Genomic DNA, 22,002 nt, shown 5'->3' with positions numbered 1-22,002 from the left:
TCCAACCAAAAATCATTATAAATAAAAAAGCGGAAGATAATGAAACGGTTCCGGTTTTCATTATCTTGTTATCTTTCCCATATATGTAGTGAAACATACAAAAACATATACGCAATACAGCCATTATATTATAACATACAACAATAATGTTTCAATATGAAGTAAGCGATTAAAAGTAGGAAAAATTCTCTATTTCGCAAAGTTTGTCGCAAAGCGGGGCGATCTCTTCCCCTGAAACACCATATCGGGCAGCAATTTTCTCCATCGCTACAGGCACTCCTTGAAATTGGCAAGCAACAAAATGAAGCGCCGCCATCCATGCTTTGCTTGCGGCAGGCTCGGGAGAAAATGGATAAAGAACATACGTGTAACGAAGCCAAATCTCTGCCGCAACACCATACAACCCTGGATTTTCGCTTGCGAGGCAATGTTCCAGACGCTCTAGCAGCTCTGCCGCAAACGCGGTTTCCGCCTGTTCGTTTAACAGCGCCGGCGTCACTTCAATTCTTTTCCCAAATTTTTCAACTATCACGACATCATCAATCTTTTTTAACGTAAGCAAACGCAGCAGCATCGTTTTGACGATCGGGCTGTTTGTTTCATTGACTAAATATTGCTTTAATTGGGGAAGTACAGGAACAATATCTTCTTTCTCCAGCTGCCTGATTACATGCATATGTTCCGTTATATCGCTTGACTCGAGCAACCTCTGCACTTTCGCTTGTTCGGCAGGAGGCAACGGGCGTTTATTCATTTTTTGGACGAAACGAAACAGGTTTAGCAAGTTTTCCCGTAAGGAAGCAGGAAGAGGATGATGACGCAGCGCATCGTGGATGACCGTTTCTGCTTGTTCATACCGGTGCGTTTGCATTAAGATGGACAAATACATTTGCAATAAATCCATATTCCCTTCATTTTCCTGCAACAATACGCGCAAGCGGCGCTCCGCTTCATGGAAATTCCCGAGTTCATAATGGCAGACAGCTATGCTGAGCTGGACGGAAAAACGGCGCTCCCCAAGCTGCTCTGCCTCGCTGAAAAAATAAAGGGCTTCCTCGTACCGTTTCGCCTGCAATGCCTCCAGTCCTTCTTCCACAAGCCGTTCCTTTACGCGCGGAAACAAAATAACTTTTCCGTTTTTATCCTTGTTCATCTTCGCCCGCTCCAATAAAATTTTTGACACAAGTGTAACAAGTTTTTCGGCAAGATACAAGCAAAACATGCAAAAAGCTGTTCCAACGTTTTTTGTCGGAACAGCTTTCCACCGTTACGGCATCGGGCAGTGCTTTCTTTCGTATTCAGCGATATACGGCTCATAAACGAAAGTCAAATCGATTTCATCCCAGCCTTTTAATAGGAGCTGTTTGCGGTATGGATCAATAGCAAACGCCCGCACAAATCCGTGATCGTCATATACCTGCTGCTTTTCCAGCGAAATTGTTAGTTCGTAATCCGCCTTTTTGCTTTCCCGCAATAAATATTCCACATCTTCTTTCGCCAGTTGAATTGGCAGCAGCCCATTTTTTAAACAGTTGTTGTAAAAGATGTCAGCAAACGAAGGAGCAATAATCGCCTGAAATCCGTAATCTTGCAACGCCCATGGCGCGTGTTCGCGCGAGGAACCGCATCCAAAGTTTTCGTTGGCAACGAGAATCGTGGCTCCTCCGTTTTCCGGCCAGTTCAGCTCAAAAGCAGGATTCGGTTTTTCTCCGTCGATATAGCGCCAATCGTAAAAGAGAAACTTACCGAACCCGGTTCGTTCAATTCGTTTTAAAAACTGCTTCGGAATAATTTGGTCTGTATCAATGTTGGCGCGGTCAATGCCGGCTACTTTCCCTTTATGAATGGTAAATGGCTTCACACGTTTCCCCTCCTTAATGGACCGGTTCTTTCTTCAATTTGCGCACATCGACAAAATGTCCGTAAATCGCAGCAGCCGCCGCCATCGCCGGGCTGACTAAATGCGTTCTTGCTCCTTTTCCTTGCCGTCCCTCAAAGTTTCGGTTTGATGTGGAAGCGCAATGCTCCCCTTCCGGAATAATATCCGGATTCATTCCTAAACAGGCGCTGCAACCGGAGTCGCGCCATTCGAATCCCGCATCGATGAAAATTTGCGCTAATCCTTCTTCTTCTGCCTGTTTTTTCACTTGCTGCGATCCCGGAACGACGAGGGCGCGCACTCCTTTCGCCACTTTTTTCCCTTTGACGATTTTTGCCGCTTCACGCAAGTCGCTGATGCGCGAGTTCGTACAGGAACCGATAAAAACGTGCTGCACCGGAATTTCCGTAATCGGGGTTCCCGGCTTCAACCCCATATATTCCAACGCGCGGCGCACGGCTTTTTGTTCCGTTTCGCTTGCAAACTCTTCCGGATGTGGCACCGTTCCATCGACAGAGGTGCTCATCGACGGATTTGTTCCCCACGTGACCATTGGCGCAATTGTTGAGGCATCTATTTCAATCGTTTTATCGTATTCGGCCCCTTCATCGGTTGCCAAAGCGCGCCAGCGTTCCACCGCTTTTTCAAACTCTTCTCCCTTTGGAGTGTATTTGCGGCCCCGCAAATAGGCGAATGTCGTTTCATCCGGACTTACTAGACCGGCGCGCGCTCCCGCTTCAATCGACATGTTGCAAATCGTCATTCTTTCTTCCATCGACATATTGCGGATGACTTCACCGGTAAATTCGATGATATATCCGGTGCCGACGCCGACCCCATAACGCCCGATGATCGCTAAAATAACATCTTTTGCCGTAACCCCTTCACCTAATTTTCCATCGATGCGTATTTGCAGCGTTTTCGGCTTATGCTGCCAGAGCGTCTGCGTAGCAAGTACATGTTCGACTTCGCTCGTTCCAATTCCGAAAGCGAGCGCCCCAAACGCCCCGTGTGTGGATGTGTGGCTGTCTCCGCAAACAATCGTTTTCCCCGGCTGTGTCAAGCCAAGCTCGGGACCGATGACATGGACAATTCCTTGTTCTTCGCTGTATAAATCAGCAAGCGGAATCGAAAATTCGCGGCAGTTGCGTTCTAGTGCGGCAATTTGATTTCTCGCCACTTCATCGGCAATGACAAAGCGATTCACCGTTGGAACGTTATGATCCATGGTCGCAAAGGTCAAATCAGGGCGGCGCACTTTCCGCCCTTTTTGCCGTAATCCTTCAAACGCCTGCGGAGAGGTGACTTCGTGCACTAAATGCAAGTCGATATAAAGCAAATCCGGCTTTCCGTCTTCCCGATAAACGACATGGTTTTCCCAAATCTTATCAATAATCGTTCTCGGCTTCACTACTTTCACCTCGCATGTGTTATGCATATACAGCCATAATGTGGGAAATCGTTTGATGGTCTAAAATTACCGTTTTAATTTCATTCACCATTTCATCTGTGGAAACCACCCGTTGTCCTTTCTGCGCGATATCCGCCGTCCGCAATCCCGCTGCCAATACTTGTTGCACCGCTTTTTCCACCGCCTCTGCTTCTTTGGAAAGTCCGAAAGAAAGACGGAGCATCATCGCGGCTGATAAAATGGCCGCAATCGGATTCGCTTTATTTTGTCCGGCAATATCCGGCGCAGAACCATGAATCGGCTCATACAAACTCGGTCCTGAAGCCGATAAACTTGCCGACGGCAGCATGCCAAGCGAACCAGTCAGCATCGATGCCTCATCGCTTAAAATATCGCCAAACATGTTTTCTGTCACGACCACATCAAATTGCTGCGGAGAACGGATCAGCTGCATGGCTGCGTTGTCAACAAGCATATGTTCAAGCGTGACATCTGGAAACTCTTGTGCCACTTCTTCAGCAATCTCCCGCCACATTCTGCTCGATGACAGCACATTCGCTTTATCGACTGATGTCACTTTTTTCTTTCGCTTGCGCGCCAGCTCAAACGCTACTTTTACAATCCGTTTAATTTCTTCCTTTTTATATAGAAGCGTATCTACCGCTTTTTCTTCTCCGTTTTCGACCATTCGCCCGCTCGGCTTGCCGAAATACAGCCCTCCAGTTAATTCACGGACGATGACTAGGTCGACTCCTTGAATGACTTCCTGCTTTAATGGCGAAGAATCCGTTAAACTATCGTAAAATTTCACGGGCCGCAAATTGGCAAACAAATTCATCTCTTTGCGAATTTGCAATAATCCTCTTTCCGGACGCAGATGTGGAGGATGTTGATCCCATTTCGGACCGCCGACTGCCCCGAGCAATACCGCGTCGCTTTCCCGGCAAAGAGCAAGCGTTTCCTCTGGAAGCGGCGTACCTTTTTGATCAACGGCAGCCCCGCCAATCCATCCATATGCAAACTCAAAATGATGTCCAAAACGAGTTTCAATCGCCTTTAAAACTTCAACAGCTCCCCTTGTTACTTCTTTACCGATTCCATCTCCCGGCAATACGGCAATCCGATAATTTCCCATGCTGTTTCCCTCCCGTTTTATTGCATTGCGACTTTTTGGTTTTCCATACGCATCGTTTCAATCATAAATACACGGTTAACAGCGTTAATATAGGCTTTTGCGGATGCTTCGAGCACATCCTGCGCCGTGCCGCGCCCGCTCGTTTCGATGTCGTTCACCCGCACCTTCACAAACACTTGCGCCAGCGCATCGCGTCCGCCGCTAACCGATTCAATCCGATAGTCCAGCAACGTAACCGGCGTTTTAAAGCAGCGCTCTAACGTGTTATACAATGCTTCGACGCTGCCCGCTCCCGTAGCCGCTTCTTGAATCTCGTTTCCTTCTCCGTCTTTTAGCACAACCACTGCGGTCGGAATTTGGTTCGTGCCATATTGAACTTGAATCGAAGATAATTGATAAAAATCTTTAAAGTGGTCAAATTTTTCTTCGAAAATAAGCGCGACTAAATCATCATCGGTAATGTCCTTTTTCTTATCGGCAAGCTCTTTAAAGCGAACGAACAATTGATTGATTTCTTCATCGGACAAGGTATAACCGAGCTCTTCCACACGGTTGCGCAATGCGTGCCGTCCGGAATGCTTGCCAAGCACCATCGAGTTCGATTGAACCCCGACCAGCTCCGGCGAAATAATTTCGTACGTTGTTTTTTCTTTTAGCACGCCATCCTGATGAATTCCCGATTCGTGGGCAAACGCATTTTTGCCGACGACCGCTTTATTTGGCGGAATGATCATGCCAGTTAATTTGCTCACTAAATTGCTCGTCCGTTTAATTTCTTGCAGGTTCAGGCGTGTTTCCGCCTGGTAGTAATCTTTGCGGATGTAAAGCGCGACCGCAATTTCCTCGAGCGCCGCGTTTCCTGCCCGTTCACCGATTCCGTTGATCGTTCCTTCCACCTGCGTTGCCCCGTGCTCAATGGCGGCTAAAGAGTTGACGACCGCCATTCCCAAATCATCATGACAATGAGCGGAAAGAGATACTTTTTCAATATTCGGAACATTATTGCGTAAAAAAGTGAAAATATTTCCGTATTCTTTCGGAGTAATATACCCTACTGTATCTGGGATATTAATAACCGTCGCTCCTGCTTTGATCACTTCTGTAATAATCTTAGCCAAAAACGGAAGTTCGCTGCGGCAGGCGTCTTCCGCCGACCATTGCACAATCGGAAAATAACGTTTCGCATATTTGACCGACTCTACCGCCGTTTCAATGACTTGTTCCGGCGTCATCCGCAATTTATGAATCATATGAATCGGAGAGGTGGCGATGAAGAGATGGAGCCGCGGCTCCGCTCCGCCTTTTAAAGCCTCCCACGCCGTATCAATATCGCTCTGCACCAAGCGGGAAAGCCCGGTGACAGAGCATGTCTTGATCGTTTCCGCAATTTGTTTGACCGCTTGGAAATCCCCCTTTGAAGCGGCAGGAAAGCCCGCTTCAATGATGTCGACGCGAAGCCGCTCAAGCTGGCGGGCGATCTCCAGCTTTTCTTGCAAATTCAAATTCACTCCAGCCGACTGCTCACCGTCACGCAATGTCGTATCGAAAATATTAATTTTTCGCACTCGTGACCACCTCATCTTTCTGTTTTGCTTTGACAAACGGCATCATGCCGCGCAATTCACGGCCGACGATTTCAATGAGGTGTTCGTTTTCGCGACGGTTGATCGCATTGAACTCTGGACGGTTCGCTTGATTTTCCAAAATCCAGCCTTTGGCGAATTTGCCTGTTTGAATGTCATGAAGAACCTTTTTCATTTCCGCTTTCACTGCATCGTTGATAATGCGCGGCCCAGAAATGAAATCTCCCCATTGCGCCGTATCGGAAATCGAATGGCGCATCCACGCAAGGCCGCCTTCGTAAATCAAATCGACGATTAATTTCATTTCGTGCAGACATTCAAAGTAGGCTAATTCCGGCTGATACCCTGCTTCGACGAGCGTTTCAAATCCTGCTTTAATGAGCGATGTTAATCCTCCGCACAATACCGCTTGTTCGCCAAATAAATCCGTTTCTGTTTCTTCTTTAAACGTTGTTTCCAACACTCCCGCTCTTGTCGCGCCGATTGCTTTCGCGTAGGCAAGTGCTGTTTCTTTTGCTTCTCCTGATACATCTTGATGCACCGCAATTAATGCCGGCACTCCTGCTCCTTCTGTATAGGTGCGGCGCACTAAATGTCCCGGGCCTTTCGGCGCGACTAAAAAGACATCGACATATTCAGGAGGAACAATTTGGTTAAAGTGAATGTTAAATCCGTGCGCAAAGACCAGCGCATTTCCCGGCTGAAGCTCTGGCTCAATCTCTTCTTTGTATACACTTGGCTGCTTTTCATCCGGCAGCAACACCATCACGATATCAGCTCGTTTTGCTGCTTCGCGAACGCTACATACCGGAAAACCGTCTTTTTCCGCTTGTTCCCATGACTTCCCTTGGCGAAGGCCGACGATCACGTTCACTCCACTGTCGCGAAGATTTTGCGCATGCGCATGTCCTTGCGAACCATAGCCGATAATCGCCACCGTTTTTGATTGTAAGTATTTCTCATTTGCATCTCCGTTATAGTAAACTTTTGCCACTGTTCCTCTCTCCTTTTTTCATTGTTTTTTAGATAATGAAAGCAGTTTTATACGTAGCGGCTGTTTTTTGAGAGCCGCGTGTAAACGCTGTTGTGCCTGTTCTTGCCACTTCTTTAATTCCGTAAGGCCGCAATAACTCAATAAGAGCTTCTACTTTTTCGGATTCGCCTGTTACTTGAATAACAAGGCTATCTTTGCTTACATCGACAATCGAAGCGCGGAATGGTTCAATAAGCGTATAAATCTCTTGGCGAAGCGCAGGAGTTACGGATACTTTTACGAGCGCCAGCTCGCGCGCGACGATCGCTTGCTCGGTAATATCGTTGACTTTAAGCACATCAATTTGCTTGTTTAACTGCTTAATAATTTGTTCGGCCATCCGCTCGTCTTCGACATTGACGACAAAAGTCATGCGGGAAATTCCTTCGATTTCTGTATGGCCGACGGTAATGCTTTCAATGTTATAATGCCGCTTTGTAAATAACCCGGTAATGCGGTTGAGAACACCAGGACGGTTATTGACAGTCATTGTGATAATTCTCCGCACGCTTTCACCCCCACCATTTCATGCAATCCTTTTCCAGGCGCAACCATTGGATAGACGTTTTCATCCGCTTTAACATGGAAATCAAGTAAAACCGGACCGTCGATCGCAAATGCTTTCTTCAGTACCTCTATTGCTTCCGCCTCCGTTTTCGCCCGGAAGCCCGGCATATTGTATGCTTCTGCTAGTTTTACAAAATCCGGCTGATTCGGAATGAGAGAATGGGAATATCGTTTTTCGTAAAAAAGTTCTTGCCATTGGCGAACCATGCCGAGTGCTTGATTATTGATGATGACCACTTTAATTGGCAACTGCAGCTCTTGAATAACCGATAGCTCTTGGAATGTCATTTGAAAACCGCCATCACCCACAATGGAAACAACCGTAGCATTTCGGTCCGCCAGCTGTGCGCCAATCGCCGCCGGAAGGCCAAATCCCATCGTTCCGAGCCCGCCGGAAGTCACCCAGCGGTGTGGTTTATTAAACTTGTAGTATTGCGCCGCCCACATTTGATGCTGGCCAACGTCGGTAGTAATAATGGCTTCCCCGTTCGTTAATTCATAAATCATTTCCACTAGTTTTTGCGGTTTAATCGTTTGCGCATCTTCTTCGTAATAAAGCGGAAATCTCCGTTTCCATTCATTTAGCTGACGCAGCCATGCGCTTGTGTCCGCCGGCTTTCCTTGCTGATGAATTAATTCTTGCAAGGCTGCTTTTGCATCGCTGACAATCGGAATTTTTGTCGGCACGTTTTTCCCGATTTCTGCCGGATCAATATCAATGTGGGCCACCGTCGCCTTTGGCGCGAAATATTTTAAGTTTCCTGTTACGCGATCGTCGAATCTTGCTCCGATATTAATAAGCAAATCGCATTCATAAAGCGCCATGTTCGCTGTGTATGTGCCGTGCATGCCAGCCATGCCTAAAAACAATGGATGATCGGCTGGAAATCCGCCCAATCCTAGCAATGTATGAATAACCGGGATGTTTTGTTGTTCCGCATATTGCCGCAATTCATTGGAAGCATTGGCATGCAATACTCCTGCTCCTGCTAAAATAACTGGTCTTTTCGATTGGCTTACCGCTTCGACAAGACGACGGATTTGCAAGTGGTTCGGCTGGGTGGTCGGCTGATAGCCCGGCAAATGAACTTCTTGTTCGTAATCAAACTCTCCCTCTGCTGTCGTAATGTCTTTCGGAATATCGATGAGCACCGGGCCAGGTCTTCCTGTTGTAGCAATGTGGAACGCCTCTTTAATAATTTTTGGCAGCTCGCTAATATCGCGGACTTGATAATTATGTTTCGTGATTGGCATCGTAATCCCGACGACATCCGCTTCTTGGAACGCATCCGATCCAATGACGCTGGTTGCCACTTGGCCGGTAAATACGACAAGCGGCAGCGAATCCATCATTGCATCTGTTAAACCTGTCACAATGTTTGTTGCTCCCGGGCCTGATGTAGCGATGACCACCCCTGGCTTTCCGGAAATGCGTGCATATCCTTCGGCCGCATGAATCGCACCTTGTTCATGTCTCGTTAATACATGGAACACTCCCGATCGATATAACTGGTCATAAAGCGGAAGCACGGCGCCGCCCGGATATCCGAAAATCACTTCTACCTTTTCCGCCTTTAATGCTTCGATGAGCATCAGCGCTCCGCTCAGTTTCATTTTTTCTTTTGCCTTTTCCTCCACTTTCATCCTCGTCATGCTCGATCCTCCCCTGTCTTTTTCATCACATATGAAAAAAACCTTTTCGCCCACGATGGCCTACTTTGTTTCGGCCAAAGGGGCGAAAAGGTTTCCTTTCCGCGGTACCACCCTTCTTCGTGGTCATACCGACCACCTCAGGAGCAATTGGAAAGCGTCCAATTGCTCTTTTTAATAACGAGTGAAGCAAATGCTGCCCCACCCGTCCAACCCTACTAGTCGCATGACGTTCAGGCTGGCACTCAGAGGTGAGTTCATCAAGCGGCAACATCACCGGTTTCCAGCTCCCCCGGCTCTCTGTGGATGTTGTCCCCGCTGACTACTTATCCTCTTCAACGCTTTTTCTTATCCAATTATCATGGTTCATTACCCGACATTTACATTCGTCGGATATACTTTTACCCCTTCGGAAACGACACGGCGTCTAAATTCTTCTAGAAGCCGTTTTGTATGCGGCCCTGGAACCCCTTCACCGATGACACGTCCATCGACCTTCACCACGGCGATCACTTCTGCGGCCGTTCCGGTTAAAAAGACTTCATCGGCCACATAAACGTCATGGCGGGTAAACGGCTCTTCTTTTACAACATAGCCAAGGTCTTGGGCAATCTCGATAATCGCTTGGCGCGTAATTCCTTCAAGTGCCCCGACATATCCAGGCGGTGTATACACAACATTGTCTTTAATGATAAAAACGTTGTCTCCTGAGCCTTCGGCGACATAACCTTGATCGTTTAAAATTAACGCCTCGCTTACATTCGCAAGATGGGCTTCGATTTTGACAAGGACGTTATTCAAATAGTTCAGCGATTTTACTTTCGGACTGAGTACATCCGAGCGATTTCTTCGCGTTGCTACCGTCACCACTTCAATCCCTGTTTCATATAAATGTTTAGGGAACAATGCTAACGGTTCAGCAATAATCACTACTTGCGGCTTTTGGCAATTATACGGATCAAGCCCTAAATCGCCGACTCCACGCGAAACAACAAGGCGAATGTAGGCATCTTGATATTGGTTTTTTCGTATCGTTTCGACAACATAATGGATCATTTCTTCTTTCGTATAAGGAATGGTGAGTAAAATCGATTTAGCGGAATTGTATAGGCGATCTATATGCTCACGCAATCGAAATACGTTGCCGCTATAGACGCGAATACCCTCAAATACACCGTCGCCATACAAGAAGCCGTGATCATATACGGAAATTTTTGCGTTCTCTTTTGTTACAAATTCGCCGTTTAAAAAGATCCATTGTTCACTCAATTTTGTTCCCCTCTTCCTTGATAAGTGCGACGCTTCCATTCATCCAGCACCTTGATGATGATGGATCATTTGATTTATTTGAAAATTATAATAATCCGAAAATAAGAGGGAGTCAATAGCATTTTTTTGAATATTTTGATTCGTTAGACTATTTGTATGCGCTTACATATCGATGAAATCAATGGTTTTCCATCGTTAAAAAAATTTTTTGTCCGTATAAAAGTAAAAACCTCCTTTTCGGTTTACCGAAAAGGAGGTTTTTGTTCAGCGTCCCAGGAGAGATTCGAACTCCCGACCGACGGCTTAGAAGGCCGCTGCTCTATCCAGCTGAGCTACTGGGACATAGTATTATTACACTCCTATTTTTTAATTAGCTGCCTCTTCCTCTACTAGCTGACTCAGAGAAGCTGGATGCGTCGAGACAACTCGTAGTGAATTCATGGATGTAATGCTCGTCACTACTGGGACATAAATAAAAATTATTATTTGCCAAAGACATTATATATTATAAAAAAGTTTTTTAGTAAAGTCAAGATAGGGAGAGCGGGGGAATGCCCCGCTCACATGGTAAATGTTTTTGCAAGCGACGGTATTTCCTTTCCATCAAGGTCGTAAAATTGCACGGTTGCTTTTCCGTTTTCGATTTGCAATAGTGCGTATGTCTTTTCTTTCCGTCCTCTTGGCAATAAGATGCTGCCCGGATTGATAAACAAAATATCATCGATTTTTTCGGCTCCTGCGATATGGGAATGGCCGAAACATACGACGTTGGCCTTTGTCTCTTTGGCTCGATAGTACAAGTTCAACAATGACATTTTGACGTTATAAAGATGGCCGTGAGTGATGAAAAAGCGGATACCTTCCACCTCTTCGATTCGTTCGTTTGGAAATGCAGCGGTAAAGTCGCAATTTCCGCGCACGATGAAGAAATGGGCGATTTCTTTGTGATCAGGAGATAATTCCGAATCTCCGCAATGAATGAACACGTTTGCTTGATGCCGGTGGCGCTCCGCAATTTCCTCCAGTTCTTTTGTTAATCCATGGCTATCGCTGACAATTAATGCTTTCATCATTCCCTTACTCCTTGCCGTTTATGATTTCATCCCATTGTTTATCTAATTTTTCCAACGCCTTGGCCCTATGGCTGATTTGATTTTTCTCTTCCGCCGACAATTGCGCCATTGTTTTTCCCTTTTGCGGGATGTAAAAAATCGGATCATAGCCAAACCCGTTTTCTCCTTGCGGCTTTTCGGCAATGTATCCTTCACACGTTCCCTCGACGACCGCGGTGCGCCGTCCTGGGGCAGCAACGGCAAGCGCGCAATGGAAACGGGCGGTCCGCTTTGCGAAAGGAACTCCTTCTAACTCTGATAACACTTTGACGATGTTTTTTTGATCGTTCTTTTCTTCACCGGCGTAGCGGGCGGAATACACTCCCGGCCTTCCGCCTAACGCGTCAATCGACAGACCAGAATCGTCGGCAATGACCGTCGTGTTGAAATAGCGGGCCATCGCTTCCGCTTTTAGTATCGCATTTTCGGCAAACGTGTTTCCTGTTTCTTCTACATCAGGGCAATTGGGAAAGTCAAGAAGCGATTTTACTTCAACTCCTCTTTTTCCAAGAAGCGCTTGAAACTCTCGTGCTTTTCCAGCGTTTTTTGTCGCGATAATGACTTGTTTCATGATGCATTCCCACTTTCTTCGCTTCGTTTCATGTCAATTTGTGCGGCAAGCTCTCCTAACGTACTCCGCTGAATTTCAATCAGCTGCTGAATTCCAAATTGCGCCGTATCTAACAGCTCATTTAATTGCTCACGGGAAAATGTCGCTTCTTCTCCTGTCCCTTGAATTTCAACAAAGCGTCCCGCTCCTGTCATCACCACGTTCATGTCAACCTCGGCACGCGCGTCTTCGCTGTAGTTTAAATCAAGAATAATCCCGTGTTCCGGATCGATTCCGACAGATGTTGCCGCAAGGAAATCATGGACGGGAAGTTCATCTAGTTTCTTTTCCTCGACTAATTTGGCAAACGCCAATACCATTGCTACGTATGCTCCTGTAATCGATGCGGTCCGCGTTCCCCCATCTGCTTGAATGACGTCGCAGTCAATCCATACTGTTTTTTCACCTAACTTGTCCAATTGCACGACAGAACGAAGCGCTCTTCCGATCAAGCGCTGGATTTCCATCGTGCGCCCTGACACTTTTCCTTTGCTGGACTCCCTAACATTCCTCTGCTCCGTCGCCCTCGGCAGCATCGCATATTCCGCCGTAATCCATCCTTTGCCGCCGCCACGCATAAACGGCGGCACTTTATCATCGATGCTCGCCGTACAAATGACTTTCGTATCGCCAACGGTAATCAGTACAGATCCTTCTGCATGTTTAATGAAATGTTTTTCCATATGTACAGGGCGTAATTGCTTGTTGTCTCTGCCGTCAATCCTCATCAAAAAACCTCCTTTGCCATAAAAAGAAAGAGGTAGAACACCGTCTACCTCTTTTTTATATCATAATATTGTATGGATCTGCCAGCCACTCCATCTATATTCCATTGTATTTTCTGAAATAATATTAATCCTTTTACCATTTAGAATCTGCCCGTATTTACATTTTCTGGCCTTGTTACAGGCTTGGCTAACGGTTTGCCGTCTTCTCTCACTAGATTAGCTTTTCCATTTACCGTAATGGCGACACTTTCCACTCCTTTTTGCTCCGTTAGCGACAAAACAAGGCAGTTTAATACATCGTCAGCAATAACGTTTTTCTTATTGCTGCCGTAAATCGCTTCGTTAAAGTTTAATGTCACTTTTCCGTCTTCGTATTTTGGTTTTTCTAATAGTTTAGTATCTGGCTGAAAACTGCTGACAAGTCCGCTGCCGTAGTCCGGACCTTTAATTAACTCATTCACCGCAGCGGTAATATTGTCTTTTTCTTTATTGGATACGCGCCGTGTTACTGGAACGTAGTACGTTTCATTTCCTTGCTGTGTGACAAAATAGACGGTAACTGGGTGGGTGTTTGTAATATCATTGACGCCGTTAGCTTCGATATTAATTCCATCCGCACGGCTGACCCCGCCTTGGATAGGGGTTTTGTTGACTGGCATCACATCTTGGTCATAACCGTTAATACGAATTTTGACTCTTTTTACATTATCAAACTGGGTCAGCGTCCACGTAATGGCTTGTAAAATTTTTTTCTCGTCTTCTGGTTTATAATGGGCAAATTCTGGAGAAAAATCGGCAATAAGCGTCCCATCCTTCTCCAACTTGGTCCCTAACACTGTTGTACCTGCCGGCAAGACAGCACGAAATCCATTTGGTAATATTTCAGAAACAGGACCGTCTTCGACTAAATATTCCAACACTTGCTTCGCTACTGCCTGTGTTTTTGGTAATTCTACCGTTTGCGGCACGACAAAACCATTTTTATCAATTAAGTAAAGTTCGCGTTTAACGGTTTCTGTTGCTTTTTCTTTCTCCTGTTTTCCCTCGTTCTCTTTCGTTACTTCCTGCAGCGATTGGCCATCTTTTAAGTAACTGACATCTTGCGGCGGATCAATTTCTTTTACGGCATCATCCTTTTGAAATAACCCACAGCCGCTAAGCAATAACAGCGATGTCACGACGGATGCGGCTAATTTCCATGATCTCCGATTGAACATGAAAGTTCCCTCCTACTCATAGTTTGTACTACTATGTATACGAGCCTTTTAGAAAAATAGAATAAAAAAATCCTTTAGCTTTGACGCTAAAGGATTTTTTATAATTCGATCGTTTGTACGTGTTCGACTGGTCTTCCAAACCATTTCGATGCAATTTTTTCGAACAGCTCCTTCGACCCGGTCGTGAAAAATAAATGTTCCACCTCACGCTGTCCTGTATAAAGCAGATGGCTGTGGTGCAAAATTGCACTCACTTCGCGTGCTGTTTCACCACCGGAGCAAATCAGTTTTACACGTTTTCCCATATATTCTTGAATAAGAGGACTTAACAAAGGGTAGTGAGTGCATCCTAAAATAAGGACATCAATATTGCTTGATTTAAATGGTTCAAGTGATTCAGCAACTATTTTTCTTGCTTCTTCTCCTTCGAAACTTCCACTCTCTACAAGCGGAACAAACTTCGGACATGCTAAGCTTTCAACATGAACTCGATGGTTAATGGACTTCAGCGCCTTTTCATACGCACCGCTTTTTACCGTACCAATCGTACCAATCACGCCAATATGCCCGTTTTTCGTCACTTTTAGCGCTGCACGCGCTCCGGGATGTACCACGCCTAATACCGGGATATCGAGCTGTTCCCGAATTTCGTCTAGTACGACAGCTGTTGCTGTATTACAAGCAATCACCAGCATTTTAATATTATACTGCAATAAATAATTCGTCATTTCCCATGTGAATTGACGAATCTCCTGTTCAGGACGCGGTCCGTATGGACAACGCGCTGTATCCCCAAGATAAATAATCTGTTCTTTTGGCAATTGCCGCATAATTTCTTTTGCAACTGTTAATCCGCCAACTCCTGAATCAATAACTCCGATTGGTCTTTCCAAGTGATCGCCTCATTCTTTCTTGATTTCTTGATGTAGTTTACGTAAGCATTTTTCTAAAAAAACAATTTCTTCACCAGAAAAATGTTGCAGTACTTGCGCCAAATCATGTTGGCGCTTTTGAATCACTTCTTCAATAATTCGTTCCCCTTTTTCAAGGAGATGGATGCGAACGACCCGTCGATCATGCATATCTTTTACTCTAGCAACAAGGCCGTTTCGTTCCATTCTGTCCACTAAATCAGTTGTTGTGCTACATGCCAAATACATTTTGTTCGATAATTCGCCGATCGTCAAGTCCCCTTCTTCCAACAGCCATTGTAACGCGACGAATTGCGGCGGCGTGATTGGATATTGTGTTAAAATTTCACGACCGCGCTGCTTTAAATTCGCAGCAATGTACCGAAGCAGCTTTTCCAACTCAGCGACGGTCTTTTCATCCATCGAAAACGGCATACGATCTCCCCTACAAAACTACATTTATTATTTTTAACGTTTTTTTTAAAAAATGCAAGAATGATGTCAGACAACCGAATCCCTTTACGTTGTTCGACATGATTCGATATATTTCATTTTACACCACTTTTTTCTATAATCAATATAAAAATTCATCTTATCCATTCATCAGCATATTATACGATAAACGACTTTTCGATCATGGACCAAAAAAGATAACAAACCGGCTACCTTAAAAATAAGGTAAGCCGGCATTGTTTATAGTTCAAGCTCCCCCATTCGAAGCAACTCGATAACAGCTTGCGAGCGCCCCTTTACTCCAAGCTTTTGCATTGCGTTCGAAATGTGGTTGCGAACCGTTTTTTCGCTAATAAACAATTCTTGCGCAATTTCCTTTGTCGTCTTATCCTGTACTAATAATTCAAATACCTCTTTCTCTCTTTTTGTCAGCAGCGGCTTTGGTTGAAATGATTTGTCCTTCAAGTGTTGTAACCCTCCTTGCTTCACTAGACCTGAACTACCGGATGGGTATTTACTCACCATATAGTATGTGAAAACGAGGGTTACGGTGACGGAATTTCGCTTATCTAATAGAAAAATAGGTGTTTTTTCTATACAAGCGACAAACGCCGTCTGGGACTGTTGAAGCATTTGTCTCATCCCATCACCCCATAGGACATTTTTCCCTGCGTAGTGTAATCGATTTGCTTCATCGCTTGTGTCTCCTAATAGAAAAAGGGTGTCTCAAAAGTAACTGCTTTTGGGACTCCTTTACTTTTGTTTGGCAAAAAAAAAATAAGAAAACCATTTCTCCCTTGGGACAATAGAGTCACCATAACTCACTGCCGCAAAAGAAAAGAAAGAGGCAGAAGCGATTTTTCTTGGCAAACATCCAATAACAACCAAAAAGAGAAAAAAGAAAAGGAGAGGCTGACTTCAAAAGGTCGATTCATCAACCTTTTGCGCCAGCCTCTCTCGTCATTACACTTCGTCGCTTCCAAAGAAGTCGCGGAACATTTGAATCGTCGCTTCGCGGTTTAGCGCGGCAATGGACGTCGTTAGCGGAATGCCTTTTGGACAAGATTGTACACAGTTTTGCGAATTACCACAGCCCTCAAGGCCGCCTTCCCCCATAATTGCGTGCAATCTCTCAGCTTTATGCATTGCCCCAGTTGGATGGGCATTGAACAAGCGAACTTGCGAAAGCGGCGCAGGACCAATAAAGTTGGATCTGCTGTTGACGTTTGGACATGCTTCCAAACATACGCCGCATGTCATACATTTCGACAGTTCGTATGCCCACTGCCGTTTCCGTTCCGGCATGCGTGGACCAGGACCTAAGTCGTATGTTCCGTCAATCGGAATCCATGCTTTTACTTTTTTCAGCGAGTCAAACATGCGGCTGCGGTCAACTTGCAAGTCCCGCACAACCGGAAATGTGCGCATTGGTTCCAAACGGATCGGCTGCTCTAATTGATCAATTAACGCCGTACATGCTTGCCGCGGTTTGCCGTTAATGATCATCGAACAAGCGCCGCATACTTCCTCAAGACAGTTCATTTCCCATACAACCGGGGTCGTTTTTTGGCCTTTCGCGTTCACTGGATTACGGCGAATTTCCATCAGCGCAGAAATGACGTTCATATTCGGACGATATGGAATTTCAAATTCTTCTTCGTATGGCGCAGAATCAGGACGGTCTTGACGTGTTACAATGAGTCGAATCGTTTTTTTCTCGCTCATGGCTTATTTCACTTCCTCTTTCTTTTTCGTGTAGTCGCGTTTGCGTGGCTTAATCAGCGATACATCGACATCTTCATAATGGAACGCCGGGCCATCCGGAGTGTAGCGAGCCATCGTTGTTTTGAGCCATTCTTCGTCATTTCGCTCTGGAAACTCTGGTTTATAGTGCGCACCGCGGCTTTCATTGCGGTTGTATGCGCCCAATGTAATCACGCGGGCAAGTTGAAGCATATTGTACAGCTGACGGATAAATGGCGCTCCTTGGTTGCTCCATTTGGATGTATCGGTTACGCTGATGTTTTTATAGCGCTCGAGCAATTCTTGAATTTTTTCATCTGTTTTTAGCAGCTTGTCATTGTAACGGACGATCGTCACGTTTGCTGTCATCCATTCGCCAAGCTCTTTATGCAATACGTATGCGTTCTCTGTTCCATCCATCGATAAAATGTTGTTCCAGCGTTCTTCTTCTTGTTTAACATAGCGATCGTACAACGATGACGGCATTGCGTCTGCCGATTTTTCTAAACCGCGAATGTAGCGGACTGCGTTTGGACCAGCGACCATACCGCCGTAAATCGCCGACAACAAAGAGTTAGCCCCAAGACGGTTCGCGCCGTGAATCGAATAGTCGCACTCACCGGCGGCAAACAATCCTTTAATGTTTGTCATTTGATCATAATCGACCCATAAACCGCCCATCGAATAGTGTACAGCCGGGAATACTTTCATCGGCACTTTGCGAGGGTCTTCCCCCATAAATTTCTCATAAATTTCGATAATTCCGCCAAGTTTTACATCAAGCTCTTTCGGATCTTTATGGGAAAGATCGAGATATACCATGTTTTCGCCGTTGATGCCAAGCTTCAAATCGACGCAGACGTGGAAAATTTCCCGTGCTGCAATATCACGAGGAACAAGGTTTCCGTAAGCCGGATATTTTTCTTCAAGGAAGTACCATGGTTTCCCGTCTTTATATGTCCAGACTCTTCCGCCCTCCCCGCGGGCAGATTCACTCATTAACCGCAATTTATCGTCTCCAGGGATCGCCGTCGGGTGAATTTGGATAAACTCCCCGTTTGCATAATAAGCACCTTGCTGATAGACGATCGATGCAGCCGAACCGGTATTGATGATGGAGTTCGTCGATTTGCCGAAAATGACCCCTGGTCCGCCTGTTGCCATAATAACTGCGTCCGCAGGAAACGCTTTGATTTCCATTGACTTTAAGTCTTGTGCGACAATGCCGCGGCAAATTTGTTCATCGTCTAAGACAATACCCAAAAATTCCCATCCTTCATATTTCGTTACAAGCCCGGCTACTTCATGGCGACGCACTTGTTCATCAAGGGCATACAAAATTTGTTGGCCTGTCGTTGCTCCTGCGTAGGCAGTACGGTGGTGCTGTGTGCCGCCGAAGCGACGGAAATCAAGCAACCCTTCAGGAGTACGGTTGAACATGACTCCCATGCGATCAAGCATATAAATGATGCTCGGCGCTGCCTCACACATCGCTTTGACCGGAGGCTGGTTCGCTAAAAAGTCGCCGCCATATATAGTATCGTCAAAATGTTCCCACGGAGAATCGCCTTCCCCTTTTGTATTTACCGCACCGTTAATCCCGCCTTGCGCACAGACAGAGTGAGACCGCTTTACAGGCACGAGCGAAAACAATTCTACAGGTACCCCTGCTTCCGCGATTTTAATGGTTGCCATTAGACCAGCTAAACCGCCGCCAACTACTATGATTTTTCCTTTTTTCATTGCTACTCACTCCCTAAAAGATTGCTAGTTGTCGAATCAGGCAAATGCTAAAATGGCACGAATGCCGACAATGGAAAGCGCGACAAAAATAATCATCGTTAAATAAGTGAAAACTTGTTGTGAACGAGGAGACACTGTTAAACCCCAGCTTACACAGAAAGACCATAAACCGTTGGCAAAGTGAAACACCGTTGACAAAATTCCGACAATATAAAAACCAAGCATAATCGGATTGTCCACGATATTGGCCATCATTTCATAGTTTACTTCCGCTCCAAACGCGGCTTGAACACGAGTTTCATACACATGCCATGTCACAAAAATTAACGTGATAACTCCCGTAATCCGCTGCAGCATAAACATCCAGTTACGGAAATATCCGTAATTCCCGACATTAAATTTCGCCGTAAAAGCGATATAAAGACCATAAATGGCATGGAACAGCAGTGGAAGAAAAATGACGAATATTTCTAAAAAATAACGAAACGGTAGATTCTCCATAAAAGAAGCCGCCCGGTTAAACGCCTCAGGGCCTCTTGTCGCAAAATGGTTTACGACTAAATGTTGTACTAAAAAGATCCCTACTGGAATGACTCCTAACAGTGAATGGAGCCGACGGTAATAAAATTCGCGATTTCCTGCCATATGTAAACCCCCTTTAATAAATAAACAGTGAAAAAATCATGTGCTCCCCATCCACAATGAGTGAAATGTAACGGCTTCCATTTCCAATAATCATTGTGTCACATTCATTGTACCCCCACATTGTACAAGCGTCAAGAAAACAAAGTCATAAAATGTTCAAACATTTGTATACGAAAACGATAGAGAAAAATAGAAAGAAAGATAATGCACGTCCCCCACTATTTCGCTATAATGATGAATGGATAGAAAGAGGGGAATCATGTGAAACTGCCAACACTAGAAGAACAATACAAGTCATTAGGAGACATCTCTATTTCCGCATTCGGCGCGGAACTTCTCCGGCAAATTGTCCTTCCGGAATTGCTGGGAAAAGAAACGGCCAACATTTTGTACTGGGCTGGAAAAAGTTTAGCGCGCCGCTACCCGCTCGAAACAGTATCCGATATCATTACTTTTTTTGAAAAAGCTGGCTGGGGGACACTGTCCATTGTTGAAGAGCACAAAGACGAACTTCACGTGGAACTGTCCGGCGACATTATTGTTGCGCGGTTTACCCTTCATGAGCATTGCACCTTCCAGCTCGAAGCGGGATTTCTCGCCCAGCAAATCGAACAACAAAAGCGCCTCGTCACCGAAGCATTTGAACAACAAAAAAGGCGGGAAAATAAAGCACTCATTATCATTAAATGGGACCGCAAACAGAAGATAGAATAATAGAAAGAAGCCTGTCCGGTGCAGGCTTCTTTCGTTTTATGCGCGCACTGCCGCCGCTTCTTCGGCAAGTCCAAACGCTTCATGGAGCGCTTCGACTGCTCGAACCATGCTTTTCTCATCAATGACAGTAGAAATTTTAATTTCTGACGTGCTGACCATTTTGATTTCAATGTTCTCGCCTGCCAGCACTTCAAACATGCGCGCCGCCACCCCCGGGTTTGAAATCATGCCAGAGCCAACGATCGACACTTTCGCCAAGCCGCTCTCATATTGCACGTTTGCCTCTTCAAGCGATTGCAATACTTGAAGCGTTTCCGGCAAATCCTCCGTACGGATCGAAAAAGAAACAGACGTAGTGTCCGCATTCCCCGCGCTTTGAATAATAATGTCCACATTAATGCCGCGCTGTGCGAGCGCCGTAAAAATAGTCGGCAATGCATATAAACTGTTTTTGATTCCAGACACTGTCACTCTCGTTACTTGATCTTCAAAAGCGATGCCGCGTACGATTAAATGCTGTTCCATCGAAACTTCCCCCCTCACGATTGTGCCGTTTTCTTTTTCCATGCTTGAGCGCACCTCAAGCAGCACTTCATAGTTTTTCGCAAATTCCACTGCGCGCGGGTGCAGCACCCCCGCTCCTAAATTGGCTAGCTCAAGCATTTCATCATAGGAAATCTCTTTTATTTTTCTTGCTGTCTTTACATAGCGCGGGTCGGTCGTAAACACGCCGGTTACATCCGTATAAATATCGCACTTATCTGCTTTTAACGTTGCCGCCAGCGCCACCGCTGTCGTATCGGAACCGCCGCGGCCGAGCGTGGTGATCTCCCCTGTTTCCGTCACGCCTTGAAACCCGGCAACGATCACAATTGCCCCTTCATCAAGATAACGGCGGATTCTCGTTGTATCCATGTTCATAATGCGGGCATTGCCGTGCATTTCTTCCGTTGTGATCCCCGCCTGCCATCCCGTTAAGGAAATGGCTTTATATCCCTTTTCCTGCAATGCCATGGCGAGCAGGGCTATGCTTACTTGTTCCCCTGTCGAAAGGAGCATATCCATTTCCCGCTTGCTTGGCTGTAAGGAAATTTGTTTTGCCAAATCAACAAGTTCATCCGTTGTCTTGCCCATTGCGGAAACAACAACGACAACTTGATTCCCCTTGTCTACCTCCTCTATCACCCGAGTGGCCACGTGTCGAATTCTTTCGATCGAACCGACGGATGTTCCGCCAAATTTTTGTACAATAATTCCCATTTCACCTCACCCTTTTGCCTGTTTATAAAATAAAAAAAGCAATGAGAGAAATCTCATTGCTGTGCATCACGAAAACGGAAACAAGCGAATTCGCCTCGCACAGTGAGATAGCTCTCCAAGATGAATAACATCTTGACAGTCCTACATTTCTTAAACGCAGGACCAGCGGAAAAAGCAATGAGACTTTTCCCACTTCGGCGACGCTCCCCTTTCCACACTCATCATCGGAACTCATTTTCCTCCGAATGTGTACTCTTGAAGTTCGCACCTCTATCTTCACTTCAGCGATCGGAAGTGCATGAATATGCAATTTAGAGCAATAATATCAAATTTTTATGC

21 protein-coding genes, 1 tRNA gene, 1 riboswitch and 1 other annotated feature are annotated in these 22,002 nt (G+C 45.6%); of the genes, 1 reads left to right on the top strand and 21 read right to left on the bottom strand.

All coding sequences use genetic code 11. The features are described 5' to 3' along the window. Positions 1 to 169: 169 nt before the first annotated feature. From HT574_RS11860 to HT574_RS11765, 20 genes are all read right to left on the bottom strand, one after another. Positions 170 to 1,153, bottom strand: coding sequence for a tetratricopeptide repeat protein (locus tag HT574_RS11860; RefSeq protein ID WP_175244762.1), 984 nt, complete (start codon positions 1,151 to 1,153; stop codon positions 170 to 172). 114 nt (positions 1,154 to 1,267) lie between these two features. After that, a complete protein-coding gene (leuD, locus tag HT574_RS11855) occupies positions 1,268 to 1,861 on the bottom strand; it encodes a 3-isopropylmalate dehydratase small subunit (RefSeq protein ID WP_175244761.1) in 594 nt (197 codons plus the stop codon). A gap of 13 nt (positions 1,862 to 1,874) precedes the next feature. Next, a complete protein-coding gene (gene leuC / locus HT574_RS11850) occupies positions 1,875 to 3,290 on the bottom strand; it encodes a 3-isopropylmalate dehydratase large subunit (RefSeq protein WP_017435478.1) in 1,416 nt (471 codons plus the stop codon). Between the two features lie 19 nt (positions 3,291 to 3,309). Next, positions 3,310 to 4,425, bottom strand: a complete 1,116-nt coding sequence (gene leuB / locus HT574_RS11845) for a 3-isopropylmalate dehydrogenase (protein WP_175244760.1) — start codon at positions 4,423 to 4,425, stop codon at positions 3,310 to 3,312. Between the two features lie 17 nt (positions 4,426 to 4,442). After that, positions 4,443 to 5,990, bottom strand: a complete 1,548-nt coding sequence (locus HT574_RS11840) for a 2-isopropylmalate synthase (protein WP_175244759.1) — start codon at positions 5,988 to 5,990, stop codon at positions 4,443 to 4,445. Next, entirely contained in the window at positions 5,977 to 7,002 is a 1,026-nt protein-coding gene (gene ilvC / locus HT574_RS11835; protein WP_175244758.1) for a ketol-acid reductoisomerase, read from the bottom strand. Before ilvC ends, HT574_RS11840 begins: the two co-directional genes overlap by 14 nt. A 28-nt stretch (positions 7,003 to 7,030) precedes the next feature. Then, the gene (gene ilvN, locus HT574_RS11830; RefSeq protein WP_175244757.1) at positions 7,031 to 7,549 is read right to left on the bottom strand and encodes an acetolactate synthase small subunit; all 519 of its coding nucleotides are present in this window, start codon (positions 7,547 to 7,549) and stop codon (positions 7,031 to 7,033) included. Then, on the bottom strand, positions 7,528 to 9,261 hold the full coding sequence (gene ilvB, locus HT574_RS11825) for an acetolactate synthase large subunit (protein ID WP_175244756.1): 1,734 nt from the start codon (positions 9,259 to 9,261) through the stop codon (positions 7,528 to 7,530). The genes ilvN and ilvB overlap by 22 nt, the downstream gene beginning before the upstream one ends. A gap of 75 nt (positions 9,262 to 9,336) precedes the next feature. Next, positions 9,337 to 9,606, bottom strand: a binding site (T-box leader). 21 nt (positions 9,607 to 9,627) lie between these two features. After that, positions 9,628 to 10,527, bottom strand: coding sequence for a branched-chain-amino-acid transaminase (gene ilvE / locus HT574_RS11820; protein WP_061579366.1), 900 nt, complete (start codon positions 10,525 to 10,527; stop codon positions 9,628 to 9,630). Between the two features lie 268 nt (positions 10,528 to 10,795). Then, positions 10,796 to 10,869, bottom strand: a tRNA-Arg gene (locus HT574_RS11815). A 218-nt stretch (positions 10,870 to 11,087) separates the two neighbouring features. Further along, positions 11,088 to 11,597 carry a metallophosphoesterase family protein gene (locus tag HT574_RS11810; RefSeq protein WP_026078486.1) on the bottom strand — a complete coding sequence of 170 codons (510 nt, stop codon included), beginning with the start codon at positions 11,595 to 11,597 and terminating at the stop codon, positions 11,088 to 11,090. Between the two features lie 7 nt (positions 11,598 to 11,604). Further along, positions 11,605 to 12,210: an XTP/dITP diphosphatase gene (locus HT574_RS11805; protein ID WP_175244755.1), complete on the bottom strand. Its 606-nt coding sequence runs from the start codon at positions 12,208 to 12,210 to the stop codon at positions 11,605 to 11,607. After that, complete coding sequence (gene rph / locus HT574_RS11800; RefSeq protein ID WP_081159620.1) at positions 12,207 to 12,977, bottom strand: ribonuclease PH; 771 nt, start codon at positions 12,975 to 12,977, stop codon at positions 12,207 to 12,209. The genes HT574_RS11805 and rph overlap by 4 nt, the downstream gene beginning before the upstream one ends. A gap of 140 nt (positions 12,978 to 13,117) precedes the next feature. Beyond that, the gene (locus tag HT574_RS11795; protein ID WP_175244754.1) at positions 13,118 to 14,194 is read right to left on the bottom strand and encodes a GerMN domain-containing protein; all 1,077 of its coding nucleotides are present in this window, start codon (positions 14,192 to 14,194) and stop codon (positions 13,118 to 13,120) included. 98 nt (positions 14,195 to 14,292) lie between these two features. After that, positions 14,293 to 15,087 (bottom strand): glutamate racemase, encoded by a 795-nt coding sequence (racE, locus tag HT574_RS11790; protein ID WP_175244753.1) that lies wholly within the window; start codon positions 15,085 to 15,087, stop codon positions 14,293 to 14,295. 9 nt (positions 15,088 to 15,096) lie between these two features. Continuing rightward, positions 15,097 to 15,540, bottom strand: a complete 444-nt coding sequence (locus tag HT574_RS11785; protein ID WP_175244752.1) for a MarR family winged helix-turn-helix transcriptional regulator — start codon at positions 15,538 to 15,540, stop codon at positions 15,097 to 15,099. Positions 15,541 to 15,798: 258 nt separating this feature from the next. Then, a complete protein-coding gene (locus HT574_RS11780) occupies positions 15,799 to 16,023 on the bottom strand; it encodes a helix-turn-helix domain-containing protein (protein ID WP_017435464.1) in 225 nt (74 codons plus the stop codon). A 498-nt stretch (positions 16,024 to 16,521) separates the two neighbouring features. Next, a complete protein-coding gene (sdhB, locus tag HT574_RS11775; protein ID WP_175244751.1) occupies positions 16,522 to 17,283 on the bottom strand; it encodes a succinate dehydrogenase iron-sulfur subunit in 762 nt (253 codons plus the stop codon). 3 nt (positions 17,284 to 17,286) lie between these two features. Further along, complete coding sequence (gene sdhA / locus HT574_RS11770; protein WP_175244750.1) at positions 17,287 to 19,044, bottom strand: succinate dehydrogenase flavoprotein subunit; 1,758 nt, start codon at positions 19,042 to 19,044, stop codon at positions 17,287 to 17,289. Between the two features lie 36 nt (positions 19,045 to 19,080). Next, the gene (locus tag HT574_RS11765) at positions 19,081 to 19,689 is read right to left on the bottom strand and encodes a succinate dehydrogenase cytochrome b558 subunit (RefSeq protein WP_175244749.1); all 609 of its coding nucleotides are present in this window, start codon (positions 19,687 to 19,689) and stop codon (positions 19,081 to 19,083) included. A 261-nt stretch (positions 19,690 to 19,950) separates the two neighbouring features. Between HT574_RS11765 and HT574_RS11760 the strand changes: the two genes are divergently transcribed. Beyond that, positions 19,951 to 20,403 (top strand): YslB family protein, encoded by a 453-nt coding sequence (locus HT574_RS11760; RefSeq protein WP_175244748.1) that lies wholly within the window; start codon positions 19,951 to 19,953, stop codon positions 20,401 to 20,403. A gap of 36 nt (positions 20,404 to 20,439) precedes the next feature. Here the strand turns inward: HT574_RS11760 and HT574_RS11755 are convergent, their stop codons facing one another. After that, positions 20,440 to 21,663 (bottom strand): aspartate kinase, encoded by a 1,224-nt coding sequence (locus tag HT574_RS11755; protein ID WP_175244747.1) that lies wholly within the window; start codon positions 21,661 to 21,663, stop codon positions 20,440 to 20,442. Positions 21,664 to 21,763: 100 nt separating this feature from the next. Further along, positions 21,764 to 21,944, bottom strand: a riboswitch (Lysine riboswitch). Positions 21,945 to 22,002: the final 58 nt, after the last annotated feature.

The organism is Parageobacillus sp. VR-IP (genome assembly GCF_013357975.1).
In the GTDB taxonomy this organism is placed as follows: domain Bacteria; phylum Bacillota; class Bacilli; order Bacillales; family Anoxybacillaceae; genus Saccharococcus; species Saccharococcus caldoxylosilyticus.
The sequence above is the reverse complement of the archived record's forward strand: the minus strand, read 5'-3'. Positions and strand labels throughout refer to the sequence as shown.